Below are 13,382 nucleotides of genomic sequence, written 5' to 3' on the forward strand. Positions count from 1 at the left end.
GCCGCGCCCGGGTCGCGTCGGGGCCCGGCCGCCCGTGTGAGGTCGCTGGTGCCGCTGGTTCAGTGCCAGCGGCTGACTTCCACGTTCTCCAGAACGCCGAGGGCGTCCGGGACGAGGATCGCCGCGGAGTAGTAGGCGGTGACGAGGTAGGAGATGATCGCCTGTTCGTTGATCCCCATGAACCGCACCGACAGGCTCGGCTCGATCTCGTCCGGGATGCCGCTCTGCTGGAGCCCGATCACGCCCTGTTCGTCCTCACCCGTACGCATGCAGATGATCGACGTCGTACGGGCTTGGGTCACCGGGATCTTGTTGCACGGGAAGATCGGCACTCCGCGCCAGGTGGGGATGCGGTGGCCGCCGACGTCCACACTCTCCGGGACCAGGCCGCGCTTGTTGCACTCGCGGCCGAACGCGGCGATGGCGCGGGGGTGGGCGAGGAAGAGCTTGCTGCCCCGGCGCCGGGAGAGGAGTTCGTCCATGTCGTCGGGGCTGGGCACCCCGTGGTAGGGCTGGAGGCGCTGGCCGTAGTCGGCGTTGCTGAGCAGGCCGAACTCACGGTTGTTGATGAGTTCGTCCTCCTGGCGCTCGCGCAGCGCCTCCACGGTGAGCCGCAACTGCTGCTCGGTCTGGTTCATCGGCTTGTTGTACAGGTCCGCCACCCGGCTGTGGACCTTCAACACCGTTTGCGCGACCGAGAGTTCGTACTCGCGCGGGGCCGCCTCGTAGTCGACGTACGTGTGCGGGATCACGGCCTCGCCCACGTGCCCGGCGGCGAGGTCGATCGCCGCTTCGCCGTATTTGTTGGTCCCCTGCTGCGGAATGGCCGCCCCACCGTCGAGGTGCGCGCGCAGCGTCGGCGAGCGCTCGGCGAGGTTGTCGACGTCCGCGCGGGACAGCGTCAGGACCGTGCAGGCCGTGGCGGTCCTGAACGAACTCTCCCAGGTCCGCGCGTCGCCGGTCAGCGCCGTCTCACCGAAGTAGGCGCCGTCCGCGAGGACTCCCAGGACGGTTTCGTTTCCGTAGGGCCCGGCCCCGACCTTCTGCACTCGGCCGTGGGCCAGGAGGAAGACCGTGTCCTGCGGGTCGCCCGCGGTGGCCAGGACGGTGCCGGCCGGGTACTCGCGCTGCTCGCAGCGGTGGCCCAGCTCGCTCAGCACGGCGTCGTCCGCGTAGTCGCGCAGTGCGGGCAGTTCACCCAGCTCGGCCGGGATGACTTCGACGCGACCGCCGGTCTGGACGAAGGTGACGCGGCCGTCCCCCAGCTCGTAGGTGAGCCGCCGGTTCACCCGGTACGTACCGCCCTGGACCTGCACCCAGGGCAGCATGCGCAGCAGCCATCTGGAGCTGATCTCCTGCATCTGGGGCACGGACTTGGTGGTGGTGGCCAGATTCCGCGCGGCCGCCGTACCGAGGCTCTGCTGGCGGGGAAGGTCCCCGGCTCGCACTTCCTGGTCGGAATCGACTGACATGATGAGAATCCTCCGATGGAATTCGGGTTTACCTGCGGGATTTGCAGGTCCCACAATCCATCGGATCCACATTCCCGTCACCACTCGGGAGGATGAATATGACGCTCTTTCAGGAAGTCGGGAGCGAGCTATTTAACCCTTCGCTCCGAGGTTCGAATACGGGGGCAAGGGTGCAGGTCGTGGCGCGGGCCCGGCGGTGACGGGCATTTCCGGGGAGGAAGCTTTTTGGTAATGAAATAAATAATCCGAAGGGTTATTTATGACGAGGGGTGAGAATCGTTCTCGGTCAGGGGGATTCAGCCGCCCTGGACGTCCGCGACCCTCACCGACAGGCCGTAGTCCAGCTCGGCCCCGTCGACGAGCAAGGCCTCGACGGATCGGGTCGCGGGGTCGATGTCGGCCTCCATGCCGTCCCCGACGTACCGGGGATAGCCGGAGGAGCCGGTCTCGCCGGTGGCCGTCACGATCGCGGAACGCAGGGCGCCTCGGGTGTCACTGGTGCCCCCGCCGTCCGCGGCGAACTCGGGGACCAGCAGGATCTCGAAACTCTGCGGTTCGGTCTTCATATGAGTGACGCTAGACAGGACCGGCCCCCGCCGCATGTTCTCGCCGCCCGGGTCGCCCGCCCGGACCGCCGCGCCGGGGGCACGCGGTCACCAGCGCAGCGCCGTGAAGTCCACGGGGCGGGGCCTGAGAGTAGCCGTGCGAGCGGTCAACGCCCGCATCCGCTCCGCCATTTCGGCGGCGGGCAGCCGCCTGCGGTCGCCGTGGCCGGGCAGCAGCCACTCGAAGCGGAGCCGTTCGGCCGTGCGGGCCAACGAGGCCGCCAGTTCCTCGATGGAGTACCAGGTGACACTGTCGGCCACCTCGATGTCGCCCGTCGTACGGGACCAGTAGAAACTGTCCCCGCTGAAGCAGTACCGCTCGTCGGCGACGTACAGCACGCTGCCCCGGGTGTGGCCCGGCAGCGGATGGGCGAGGACGCCGTCGGCGATCTCGGTGGGCCCGGTGCCGCGCAGGACGCGGTCGGCGTCGGGCGCCGCGTCCAGGTCGCCCTCGTGGATCCACAGCCGGGCGCGGAGGCGATCGGCGTACCGACGGCCGTGCGCGGCGTGGTCCCGATGGGTGAGCAGCACATCGGTGACCGGCCCGATCTCCTCGTACTGGACGGCCAGCGCCTCGCTCCAGCGCGGGGTGTCGACCATCATCAGGCTCCCCGAAGGGCGGCGCAGGAGGTACGCGTTGGCTCCCGCGGTGCGCTGGGAGTTGTGCCCGCAGAACAGCACGGCGTCGTCGAGGGCCAGGGGATAGGGGTCGTGCACCGCCTCCAGCCGCCCGGAGGCGGGCCGGATGGAGCGGGTGTGGCAGGCGAACGCGGCGGCGAAGACAAGGCGTTCCTCCGCCGCGTCGCGCGGCTGGCGCACGATCTCGGAGCGGCCGTCGACCTCACGGATCAGATCGGGCGCGAGCTGCCGGGCGACGTCGCAGTTCGTGCAGCGGTCGTCCACGGACCAACCGGAGGTCAGGGGCCGGCCGGCTAAGGCGTCGTTCGTCACCGGCGTCCGCCCCGCCTTGTCGTACGGCGCCAGCCGAACGGACCGGGCAGGTCCATCGACGTGGTGCGCCGGCCCGTGCTGCTGTGGGTGCGGCGGGGCCCGGTGCGCCCGCCCGTGGTGAGGGACCAGGAGCGCTTGTTGATGTTCAGACGCACCCCGGGAAGTATTCGGAAACTCTTGCGGAACGTGAGCGGCATGGACTCCTCCTAGCATCCCCTCGTAGGTACCCCGCCGGGGTCGGCCCTCACGTGCGGAAGGACCTGTGAAAGTCGTCACAAGCCCCGAACTCATGATCGGGTCCGGGTGCCCTTCACGCACCGACTTCGCGTAAGGTCGCGGGTCGGCCGCAATCGGCCGACCCGAACCACGCAGTCCACCGAACAAGGAGCCGCAGGTCATGCCGGCCAATGACGCTACCCAGGCGCCGATCTACCACACCCTCGTCCAGGAGCACGGCGACGTCCTCGCCACCGCTCGCAAGGCCGCGGAGGAGACCCAGCAGACCGCCCAGGACGTGCTCGACTTCAGCACGCCGCCCCGGGTGAGCACACCCGCGGAGCCCGCTTCCTAGGCCGCCTCGCGCGGAGCGCGGCCGATCGGCCAGGATGGCGCGATGGACTACCAGTTCTGGAAAGACCTGCACGACCGCGGCGGCATCCCGGCGGTCAAGAGCGCCCTGGCGGACCTCCCCGAGGACCTGCCCCCGCAGGAGGCGGACGCCGCGGCCGAGCTGGCCCTCAAGGTCATCGAGGAGGACATCGCCCGCATCAACGCCCGGGCCGACGAGGCCGAGGCGAGGGCCCGGGCCCTGGCCGAACAGACCGCCGAGGTGCACCGCCGGCTCACCGAACACGCCGCCCGCGACGCGGACGAGGTCCCGTAGGAGTGGCATGTGCTCCGGGTGGGCCGGTTCACCGACGGCGGTGCAGCTCCTGGTAGCGCGCCAGGGCGGCGATCGCCGTGGCCGTCCCGAATACCTGGTTCACATCGCTGACGACCACACCGGTGCCCGGCGCGTCGGTGCGCCACAGCGCCTCGGGCCCCGGCTCGAGATCCCCCGGCCGCGGAATGCGCAAGATCGGTTCGCCGGCCCACGCCCCGTCGGGGCGCTGCGTGTCGAGCAGGTGGCCGACCGCGTCGTGGACCGCCTCGTCGCGCTCCCCGCGCCCGCACAGCATGAGGGAGCGCAGGGCCAGCGCGGTGGCGAACGCGGACGGCCCGATGCCGGGATCGTCGGCCCACGCGCGGCCGCGGCCGGCCCGGTCCCGGAGCGCGTCGCCGACGCCGCGCAGCAGGGCGGGGGGCGCCGCCCGCGCCGCGACGAGCGCCCGCAGGGCCATGGCGGTCGGATAGGCGATCCCGGTCCACCAGTAGCCGGACCAGCACCCGTCGTCGTTCCGCGTCTCCCGCACATAGGAGGCGGCACGGGCCAGCGCGTCCTGGTCGGGATACCGGTGCGAGGCGAGGGCGAGCAGACCGGCCGCGGTGACACAGATGTGGGGCTGGGCCCATCCGGGCACGGCCTCGGGCGGTGCCGCGATGAAACGGTGGATGCCGTCATCGCGGTCGTATGTGCGCAGACCGCCGCCCGCGTCCTGGTGCCGAGCGAGGAACCGCGTGCCGCGCAGCACCGCGGACGGCCGCCAGGGCGCGGCCGACGACAGCGCGACCAGCACCCACGCGGTGCTGTCGGCGTCCGTCGGCACGCGCCGGTTGTATCCCCATCCGCCGTTGCCGCGCTGCCGGGCCACGAGCCGCCGCGCGGCCCGCCCGGCCAGCGGCTCCGCGGCGCGGACCTCGCTGAGGGCGTCGCAGACGTAGCCGCTCACCCAGTCGGACGAGGCGCCGGCCAGCGTACGGAAGTCGCGCCAGAGGCCGTCCCCGCCGCTCCGGGAGGCCAGGTGGGCGAGCGCGCGTGCCAACGCCGCATCGACCGCCTCGGTCAGTGGCGGGGCGGTGGTCACGGGCCCTCCAGCCAGGCCCGGACGCTGTGCCGGACGAAGACGTCGAGCCCGGCGGCCCGGCAGCGGGGGAGGGCATCGAGAGCCTTCAGCTGGTCGACGACCTCGCGCGTCGCGAGCCGGACATGGTCACCGTCGAGGAGGGCCTCCGCGCACGCACGGTCATCGGACTCCGGCATCGAACGGGCCGCGAGCAGCACTCCGTTGAGCGCGCTGTCCTGCATGTCCACCACCAGATCGGTGAGATCGTCCACGAGGCCGAAGATCCGGCCCAGCCGTTCCGCGGCCTCCTCGGCCGGCCGCGCCTGCGCCTCGTCCAGATCGAGCGTGACCAGGCGGGCGATCACACGGAAGGGCGCGGCCGAGGTGGCCGCCGCGACGGCACGGGCCTGGGGTGAGCCCGCCGCGCCCCGGACCGAACGGATTTCCTCCCGATGGGCGGCGACGATCTCGGCGGCCAGCGCCGAGCGCCGCTGAGGGCTCGCGGGCAGTCGCGACAGTCGCGTGAAGAAGCCCTCGACCACCGCGGTGAGTACGCGCACCTCGTCCGCCGAGTCCGCCGCCGCCCGCGCCAGGTCCGTGCCCACCGGGTCACCGGCGGCCGCGCGTGCCACCACGTGCTCGGGCAGCAGCTCGCCGATCCGGGACGCCACGTCGGGGAACCCGTCGTGGGCGAGATCGAACAGGGACACCCCGAGGTTGAACAGGGCGCTCGCCTCCTCGGTCTCCGGTAGCGGACCGTCCTCGTGTACGAGACTCCGCAGCACGCGCGCCAGCCCGTGGCCGAACGCCAGGGCGTGGGGGAGGCGCCGCCGCACCCCGCGGTTGGCCGGACCCCAGCATGTCTCTGCGTCGAGCAGCCGCCGGTCACCGTCCGCCAGGCAGGGCTCGAGCACATCCCGTCGCAGAGCCGCGCCGAGCGTGCCCTGCGCGGCCATATGGGAGCGGTGCGCGTCGGTGGCGGGCCACATACCCGCCTGCTCCAACGACCGGACCAGGCTCCGGCGGCCGCGCAGCCACAGCTCGTCGAGGAGAAGGGCGACCGGCCAGTCGCTGACATGTGCCTCACGAGGTGGAGGCTTCACCGAACCCCGCATGTCACCCGGCCCCTCACGCGTGGGGACGGATCAGCGGGCGCCGGCCCATCAGGAAGAGCAGCTTCCGTTCCAGGTCGCGTGCCGATTCAATGGGGAACATGTTGTCGGTGACGGCATCGATCGCCGCACCGACGTGATGGTCCCGCCCCATCACGTGGTACGTGGAGCCACTCCCCAACTGGTCCTGGAGTGCCTCCCTGTCGGCCACGGGGTAGTCGATGTCGGGCAGTTGGTCCCGCAGGCGCCCCAGTTCCTTCGGCAGGTCGACGGCGGGCCGGTTCACCCTGACCAGCTCGGCCATCTTCTCGATGAGGTTCTCCATCGAGACGACGGGGAAGTAGTAGGCGGGCATGAACTTGATCATGCGGATCGGAGCCATGTCGACGTCGTGGATCTTGATGGTCGCGCCGGGACCGCCCAGTTGGTCGACGAACTGGCCCGCGCTCTCGATCGGGAAGCTCAGCCCTTCGAGGTGGGGCAGCAGAACTTTCAGTTCCTCGAGCTGACCGGCCGGGACCAGGGGCTGATGGGCCATCCGGGGAAGCCCGTCGAGCTGCTCCTGGTAGGCGGGCCGAGGCCGTGGATCGAGCCCGGCGAGTCGATGGTTGTGCGGCAAGGGGATCTACCACCCTCCGGAGTCCGGGACTCCATGGTCGACCGATGAGACGAAGACGCCGCCGTCCTCCCAGTTCCAGCAGGGCGTATCGGTATCGACGCACCATGTCTCGGTGGGGTCGTCCCACGCGGCGTAGGTGCACTCGTACCTGCGGTCTCCCTGGCAGTCGTCGATCCAGGTCATGTCGGTCGCCTCCAGCCGGTGTCCCTGCTCCGCCGCGCGGCCGGCAGAGCAGCTCCCGGCCGGCACCGGCATCCTCACCCCAGGGTTGAACGGCCCGGCCCGACGCGCAGCGAGGGGCGGGCAAACAGGTGACACCGCACGGCGGCGGGCTCCGCTCAGGTCCGCGCCATCAGCCGGACCATCGCCGTGTCGTACCGCGCCTGCAAGCCCGCGTCCGCCGACACCCGCAGCAGCGCGCCGAGGGCCCTGACCGCGCCGTCGTCGTAGCCGCACGCCTCCGCCTCCAACGCCGCGTTCTCCAGGCGCCGGATGCCCTCGGTCTCGTCGCCCATGCCCAGCAGCGCCTCGCCGATCGCGGTCAGCAACAGCACCCGGGCCGCCGCCGATGCCTCCGAGGGGCCGACGAGGTCGAGCGCCGCGATGGCCGTCTCGTGGGCCGCCTGCCACTCCCTGGCGTCCAGCCGGTGGCGGGCGAGGTGGCACAGGGCCAGGCGTTCGGTGTGCCGGTCGCCGACGCTGTGCGCCAGCTCCGCCGCGAGCGCACACCCCTCGGCGGCCTCGTCCGGGCTGCCCAGGGCGGCCTGGGCGAGCGACAGGTTCATCAGCGCGGTCGCCTCACCGCGCGTGTCCCCCGCCCGCGCGGCGAGCAGGGGCGCGGCCTCCAGGTGGCCGAGCGCCTCGTCGATGCGGCCCTCCTCGGTCAGCACCCATCCGAGGAGAGCCAGCACCCGCGACTCGGCGCGGGCGTCACCGTCGGCGCGCGTGGCCTCAAGTGCCGTCTTCAGCAGGGGCGTCCACCCGTCCTGCACCCGCCACACGATCTGCGGCCACATCCCGAGGATGATCCGCCAGGTCCTGTCGTGCAGCCCCGCGGAGTCGGCGGCGGTGGCGGCGAGCGTCAGGTCGTCGCGTTCGGCCGCGTACCAGGCCATGGCCTGCTCGCGGTCGGCGAACTCCCGCGCCGCCCACGGCGGTCGGAAGTCGGCGGGCAGGGTGAAGCACGACTCGTCACCGGGCTCGGCCGCGTCGGCGGCGGCCAGTGCGGTCGCCACGGTCAGATCGAGCACCCGCGGCAGGGCGTCGGCCTCGGCGTCCAGATCTCGCGCGTACAGGCGTACGAGATCGTGCAGGGTCCAGCGGTCGGGTCCGGCCCGCATGACGAGGTGGGCCGCGGTGAGCTTGTCCAGCGCGGCCTCGGCGGTGGCGGTGTCGGTGTCCGCGAGGGCCGCCGCCGCGTACAGGTCGATATGCGTCCCCGGGTGGCGCCCGAGGTGGGCGAACTGCCGTGCGGCGTCCGCGGGCAGGCGGCGCACGGTGAGCCGCAGCGCGGCGCGTACGCCCGTATCCTCCACGTCGAGCAGGCCCAACCGGCGTGACTCGTCGGACAGTTCGGCGCACATGGTGCTCAGCGACGACTCGGGCTGGTCCGCGAGCCTGGCCGCGGCCACCCGCAGCGCCAGCGGAAGCCCCCCGCACAGCTCGGCGAGGCGGCGCGCGGCCACCTCCTCGGCGAGGACGCGGTCCGTACCGAGCACCGCGGCCAGCAAGGCGGTGCTGTCCTCCGGTTCGAGTACGTCCACGGGTACGGGACGCGCGGCGTCGGAGGCGATCAGACCACGCAGCCGGTAGCGGCTTGTGACCACGGTGACGCAGCGGGCGCCGCCCGGCAGCAACTCCCTGACCTGGTCGGACGCTCGCGCGTTGTCGAGTACGACCAGTAGTTGGCGGTCGGCGGAAAGGGACCGGAAGAGCGCGGACGCGGCGCCGGCCGACTCCGGTATCCGGCGCGGCGCGACTCCGAGCGCCAGCAGGAACTCCCGCAGCACCTCCAGCAGGGCCGGCTCTCCGGTGTCGCTGAAACCGCGCAGGTCGGCATAGAGCAGCCCGCCGGGAAAGTGCTCGCGGTTGCGGTGCGCCCAGTGGGTGACGAGCGCCGTCTTGCCCACGCCCGCGGGCCCGGTGACCAGGCAGACGGGCGCCTCACCGGCGGCGGCCCGGGACAGCGCTGTGAGTTCCCCGGCCCGCCCGTGGAAACCGCGGGGCATGCGTGGCAGGAGATCGATCGCGGCCGGGGGGAGGGCGGGCCCCGGCGCGGGAGACGCGACGGGAGCCGCGGGCACCCCGGAAGGCCCCTGGGCAGAAGGAGCCGCAGGGACCGAAGCAGGGGCGGAAGACGGCGGAGCCGCAACCGCGACCGGCCCGCCGCCGGGTGGCACGTCCGCGGCAAAGGCGCCGCCTCCCGTCCCGTCCGGCTCGTCGCCCGCCCCGCGCAGCGCGGCCGCGTAGGCGTCGGCCAGCTCCCGGCCCGGGTCGACGCCCAGCTCGTCGGCGAGCACCCGCCGCGTGCGGTGGAACCAGTCGAGTGCCTCTGTGCGGCGCCCCGCCCGCTGGAGCGCCCTCATCAGCTCGGCGGACAGCGACTCGCGCAGCGGATGGGCACCGGCCTCCGCCCGCAGCACGGCGGCGGCCCTGGCGTGCTCGCCCATCCGCGTGTACGCCCCGGCCAGCGACTCCACGGAGGCCAGGCGGAGTTCCTCCAGCGCCTGGGCGGCGGCCTGGAGCGGCTGGCTCGGATACGCGCCGGTCAGCGCCGGGCCCTGCCAGAGCGACAGCGCCTCCTGATACATCGCCACCGCGTCGGCCGGCGCCCGCTGACCGCGGGCCAGCGTCACCAGCTCCTCGAAACGGTGGGCGTCCAGCAAGGACTCCGGCATCCGCAGGACGTACGCCGTGCCCTGCGTGACCAGCTCGACGCCGAACATCCCGGCCTCGGCCTCGGTGAGCAGGACCCTCAGCTGCGACACATGCCCCTGGATGACACCACGGGCGCGCGCGGGCGGTTCCTGGTCCCACAAAGCGGCCGTCAACCGGTCCACGGGGACCGGGTGATTGGGCCGCAGCAACAGCGCGGCGAGCAGACTGCGCCGCTTGGCGGGGCCGAGCGGCAGTACGCCGACCTCGGTGGCGACGGAAACCGCTCCGAGCAGCCGGAACTCCACTGATGCAACTCCTCTGGGGGAAAAGATCCACATTACCGGAGGAGCGCGACAAGCTTTGCCCCGATTTTAGGGCCTTCGGGCCGATTCATACTGGTGGCCCGGGGCACCCGCTCGTCCAGGACCGAGCCGTACGCCGACGGGGGACATGCGGACGGGGCCGTGTTCGGTCAGGATCCAACCAAGGAGGACCTCATGCTGGACAACACGCTGCCGCTGCTCACCCAAGGCTACGCGTGGCTCCCGGACCTGAGCCGTCGCACGGGACCGGGACCCGTACGCACCCGCTTGCTGGGCAAGCCCGTCATCGCGCTGCGCGGCCCGGCGGCCGTCCCGTTCTTCTACGACGAGAACCACGTGCGCCGCCGAACGGCCCTGCCCGAGCCCGTCCTGAGCACACTCTTCGGCAAGGGCGCCGTGCACACCCTCGACGGCGAGGAGCACCGGCAGCGCAAGGCGATGTTCATGGCGCAACTCAAGGACGCGGCCCGGGTCACCTCGTTGGCCCAGCGCGTCACCGACGAATGGGAGCGGGCCTGCAAGGAGTGGGCCGACCGCCCGCGGGTGACGCTGTTCGACGAAGTGAGCGTCCTGATCACCCGGGCCGTGTACGCGTGGGCCGGGGTGCCCCTCGCGGAGCATCCGGACGACGAGTCGCGGCGGACCGCCCGCGACCTGGTGGCCATGGTCGACGGATTCGCCACCGCCGGACCCCGGCACTGGCAGGCCCGCGCCGCCCGTCGGCGGCAGGAGGAGCGGCTGGCCCGACTGATCGAGGAGATCCGCTCGGCCGACAGCGACCCGGCGGCGCAGGACGGACCGCCCTCCGTCGTCGAGGCCGTCGCCGCGCACCGCGAGGCCGACGGGCGGCGGCTCGACCCCCGCACGGCCGCCGTCGAACTTCTCAACGTCCTGCGGCCGACCGTCGCCGTCACCTGGTACACCGTCTTCGGCGCGCACGCGCTGCACCGGCACCCGGAGTTGCGCCGGCGGCTGGCCGGCGAGGGGGAGGGTTACGCGCGCGCGTTCGCCCATGAGGTGCGGCGCTTCTATCCGTTCGCGCCGTTCGTCGCGGGCCTGGCCCCCGCCGACCTGGACTGGCAGGGCGAGCCCATCAAGGAGGGCACGCTGGTCCTGCTCGACCTCTACGGACAGAACCACGACCCCGGGTTGTGGGACGCGCCGTACACCTTCGACCCCGAGCGGTTCACGGGGCGCGAACCCGGCCGCGACGAACTCGTCCCCCAGGGCGGCGGCGACGCCGCCGAAGGACACCGCTGCCCGGGCGAGGACGTCACCCTGGCCGTCCTGACCGCTCTGCTCCCGCGCCTCGCCCGGCTCGACTACCACGTGCCCGAGCAGGACCTGCGTATCCCGTTGCACAGGATGCCGACCAGGCCCCGCAGCGGCTTCGTCATGACGGACGTGCGCTGAACCGCCGTGGAGTACGGGCGCGAAACCGAGAAGGGAACGGTGTGAAGCCATGGCGCCTGCCGCGCTGTTCGACGTCGATGGAACACTCACCGACACCAACCACCTGCACGTGATCACATGGTGGGAGGCGTTCCGCCAAGCCGGCCAGAACGTCGCGATGCACGACATCCACCATGCCGTCGGCCTCGGTTCGGCCGACCTCATCGCCCATCTGCTCGGCGACGACCGCGACCACGAGCAGGACGACGAGATCAGTGCCGCGCACAGCACCCTCTACGGCACGTACTTCGACCGGCTCCCCGCGCTGAACGGCGCCCGCGACCTGCTCCACGCCCTCCACGGACGCGGCTGGCGCATCGTCCTCGCCACCTCGGCGGGCGGCGCGGAACTCGGCGCGCTGCGCCGGGCCATCGACGCGGACGACGTCATCGCCGGCATCGCGAGCGCGGACGACGTGGATGCGGGCAAACCGGCCCCCGACCCCGTCCACCACGCACTGGACATCGCCGAATGCGCCCCGGACGAGGCGCTGTTCGTCGGCGACACCGTGTGGGACATGCGGGCGGCGGCCCGGGCGGGCGTACGGAGCATCGCGCTGCTCTCGGGCGGCATCCCCCGCCGGAACCTGGAGGAGGCCGGGGCCGGTGCCGTCTACGCGGACCCCGCCGAGCTGCTGGAGCGTCTGGACAGCGAGGTCCTCACCGACAAGAGGTGACAGCGCCCGCCGTGCGGCACGCCGAGGAGGAGACCGACCGGCCGCACCCCAATGCGGCCGGTCGGTCGGGCGTGGCGTCCGAGGGCCGTTCCGACGCTTCGCACCCCGCGTCGCGTGTGCCCCTCACGACCTCAGGTATGCCCCGCCTCTACCGAACGAGCGACATGACGAACAGGTAAGCGCGTCTCGTCGAGGCGGGGGAGCGGCACTGCGGCGACCCCCTGACGGCTGCGCCCCTCCCTCCCGCAGCCGCCTTGTGGCGAAGGCTGTTTGGCCCCGGATTCGAAGGGCAGGCGAATAACGTGCTTCGGACCGGAGGCGCGTTCGCGGGAGCGGTGTGCTCACTCCTGGTGGATGCCTGCCGGGGCGCCCCGTTTCTCGCGTGTCACTTGTTGGCGGCACCGTTGAGGAGCGAATTCTGATGCTTACCGACCTCACTGCATACTCCGCCCGTCGTCGTACGACGACCCGGCACCCCCACAACGACGCACCGGACACGGCGGCGCGATTCACCCGCCTCGCCGCCCTGGAGGACGGCCCCGAGCGCGAACTGCTCTGCGAGGAGATCGTCGAGGCCTGGCTGCCCATGGCCCACCGGATCGCGGGCAGGTTCCGGAACAAGGGCGAGAGCATCGAGGATCTCCAGCAGGTCGCCGCGATGGGCCTGGTCAAGGCCGTCAACCGGTACGAGCCCGGCCGCGGCGCCTTCGAGAGCTACGCCGTGCCCACCATCACGGGCGAACTGCGCCGCCACTTCCGCGACCGCATGTGGGACGTACGCGTGCCCCGCCGCGTCCAGGAACTGCGGAACAAGGTCCGCGTCGCGCGCCGCGAACTCCTCGACCAGCCGGGCAGCGGCCGCGAGCCCGGCATCCCCGAGATCGCCGCACACGCGGGCCTCACCGAGGACGAGGTCCGGGACGGCATGGAGGCCATGGAGGGCTACAGCGCCCTGTCGCTGGACGCCGAGATCTCCTCCGCCGACCCCGACGGCTTCAGCCTCGCCGACACACTCGGGGCGCCCGACCCCGCGTACGACTGCATCACCGACCGGGAGGCGGCCAAGGCGGGCCTGCGACAGCTGCCCGAGCGGGAACGGACCATCCTCTACCTGCGCTTCTTCGAGGACATGACGCAGAGCAAGATCGCGGAGGAACTCGGCATCTCGCAGATGCACGTCTCCCGTCTCATCAGCCGCAGCTGCGCCCGCGTCCGGTCCGCCGCCGACGTCGGACACGAGGCGGCCGAGCCCGCCCGCGCCGCGTGACCGGCCGGAGCCAGGCGCGCGCAGGCACGGGCAAAGGGCCTTACGGCCGGTTGACGGACGCCCGGATTGGGCGGCGCGACTCCAG

At 72.3% G+C, this 13,382-nt stretch carries 14 protein-coding genes; 5 read left to right on the top strand and 9 right to left on the bottom strand.

Going from position 1 to position 13,382, the window contains the following annotated elements; all coding sequences use genetic code 11:
* Positions 1 to 59 precede the first annotated feature (59 nt).
* The 4 genes from IG54_RS0101060 to IG54_RS0101075 form a co-directional block, all read right to left on the bottom strand.
* Complete coding sequence (locus IG54_RS0101060; protein WP_030775927.1) at positions 60 to 1,472, bottom strand: family 2B encapsulin nanocompartment shell protein; 1,413 nt, start codon at positions 1,470 to 1,472, stop codon at positions 60 to 62.
* A 296-nt stretch (positions 1,473 to 1,768) separates the two neighbouring features.
* Positions 1,769 to 2,038 carry a hypothetical protein gene (locus IG54_RS0101065; RefSeq protein ID WP_030775930.1) on the bottom strand — a complete coding sequence of 90 codons (270 nt, stop codon included), beginning with the start codon at positions 2,036 to 2,038 and terminating at the stop codon, positions 1,769 to 1,771.
* An 87-nt stretch (positions 2,039 to 2,125) separates the two neighbouring features.
* Complete coding sequence (locus IG54_RS0101070; protein WP_420712216.1) at positions 2,126 to 2,980, bottom strand: MBL fold metallo-hydrolase; 855 nt, start codon at positions 2,978 to 2,980, stop codon at positions 2,126 to 2,128.
* Positions 2,981 to 3,024: 44 nt separating this feature from the next.
* The gene (locus tag IG54_RS0101075) at positions 3,025 to 3,225 is read right to left on the bottom strand and encodes a DUF4236 domain-containing protein (protein ID WP_030775935.1); all 201 of its coding nucleotides are present in this window, start codon (positions 3,223 to 3,225) and stop codon (positions 3,025 to 3,027) included.
* A gap of 200 nt (positions 3,226 to 3,425) precedes the next feature.
* Here IG54_RS0101075 and IG54_RS42415 point away from each other — a divergent pair, with 200 nt between their 5' ends.
* Positions 3,426 to 3,599 carry a hypothetical protein gene (locus tag IG54_RS42415; RefSeq protein WP_199809475.1) on the top strand — a complete coding sequence of 58 codons (174 nt, stop codon included), beginning with the start codon at positions 3,426 to 3,428 and terminating at the stop codon, positions 3,597 to 3,599.
* A 42-nt stretch (positions 3,600 to 3,641) separates the two neighbouring features.
* Complete coding sequence (locus IG54_RS0101085) at positions 3,642 to 3,911, top strand: hypothetical protein (protein WP_030775938.1); 270 nt, start codon at positions 3,642 to 3,644, stop codon at positions 3,909 to 3,911.
* A gap of 28 nt (positions 3,912 to 3,939) precedes the next feature.
* Here the strand turns inward: IG54_RS0101085 and IG54_RS0101090 are convergent, their stop codons facing one another.
* The 5 genes from IG54_RS0101090 to IG54_RS0101110 all read right to left on the bottom strand — a co-directional run bounded on the left by IG54_RS0101090 (position 3,940) and on the right by IG54_RS0101110 (position 9,884).
* Positions 3,940 to 4,992 carry a prenyltransferase/squalene oxidase repeat-containing protein gene (locus IG54_RS0101090; protein ID WP_030775941.1) on the bottom strand — a complete coding sequence of 351 codons (1,053 nt, stop codon included), beginning with the start codon at positions 4,990 to 4,992 and terminating at the stop codon, positions 3,940 to 3,942.
* Complete coding sequence (locus IG54_RS0101095) at positions 4,989 to 6,086, bottom strand: hypothetical protein (protein ID WP_030775944.1); 1,098 nt, start codon at positions 6,084 to 6,086, stop codon at positions 4,989 to 4,991. The genes IG54_RS0101090 and IG54_RS0101095 overlap by 4 nt, the downstream gene beginning before the upstream one ends.
* Before the next feature lie 13 nt (positions 6,087 to 6,099).
* Positions 6,100 to 6,702 (bottom strand): hypothetical protein, encoded by a 603-nt coding sequence (locus tag IG54_RS0101100; protein WP_158708765.1) that lies wholly within the window; start codon positions 6,700 to 6,702, stop codon positions 6,100 to 6,102.
* A gap of 6 nt (positions 6,703 to 6,708) precedes the next feature.
* Positions 6,709 to 6,885 carry a hypothetical protein gene (locus tag IG54_RS0101105; protein WP_158708766.1) on the bottom strand — a complete coding sequence of 59 codons (177 nt, stop codon included), beginning with the start codon at positions 6,883 to 6,885 and terminating at the stop codon, positions 6,709 to 6,711.
* Positions 6,886 to 7,040: 155 nt separating this feature from the next.
* Positions 7,041 to 9,884: an AfsR/SARP family transcriptional regulator gene (locus tag IG54_RS0101110; protein ID WP_030775951.1), complete on the bottom strand. Its 2,844-nt coding sequence runs from the start codon at positions 9,882 to 9,884 to the stop codon at positions 7,041 to 7,043.
* 192 nt (positions 9,885 to 10,076) lie between these two features.
* Between IG54_RS0101110 and IG54_RS0101115 the strand changes: the two genes are divergently transcribed.
* The 3 genes from IG54_RS0101115 to IG54_RS0101125 all read left to right on the top strand — a co-directional run bounded on the left by IG54_RS0101115 (position 10,077) and on the right by IG54_RS0101125 (position 13,297).
* Positions 10,077 to 11,315: a cytochrome P450 gene (locus IG54_RS0101115; protein WP_030775955.1), complete on the top strand. Its 1,239-nt coding sequence runs from the start codon at positions 10,077 to 10,079 to the stop codon at positions 11,313 to 11,315.
* A gap of 49 nt (positions 11,316 to 11,364) precedes the next feature.
* Positions 11,365 to 12,030 (top strand): HAD family hydrolase, encoded by a 666-nt coding sequence (locus tag IG54_RS0101120; protein ID WP_030775957.1) that lies wholly within the window; start codon positions 11,365 to 11,367, stop codon positions 12,028 to 12,030.
* Between the two features lie 421 nt (positions 12,031 to 12,451).
* The gene (locus tag IG54_RS0101125) at positions 12,452 to 13,297 is read left to right on the top strand and encodes a SigB/SigF/SigG family RNA polymerase sigma factor (RefSeq protein WP_030775960.1); all 846 of its coding nucleotides are present in this window, start codon (positions 12,452 to 12,454) and stop codon (positions 13,295 to 13,297) included.
* Positions 13,298 to 13,382: the final 85 nt, after the last annotated feature.

Origin of the sequence: Streptomyces sp. NRRL S-920, assembly GCF_000717945.1 — a bacterium.
Taxonomy (GTDB): domain Bacteria; phylum Actinomycetota; class Actinomycetes; order Streptomycetales; family Streptomycetaceae; genus Streptomyces; species Streptomyces alboniger.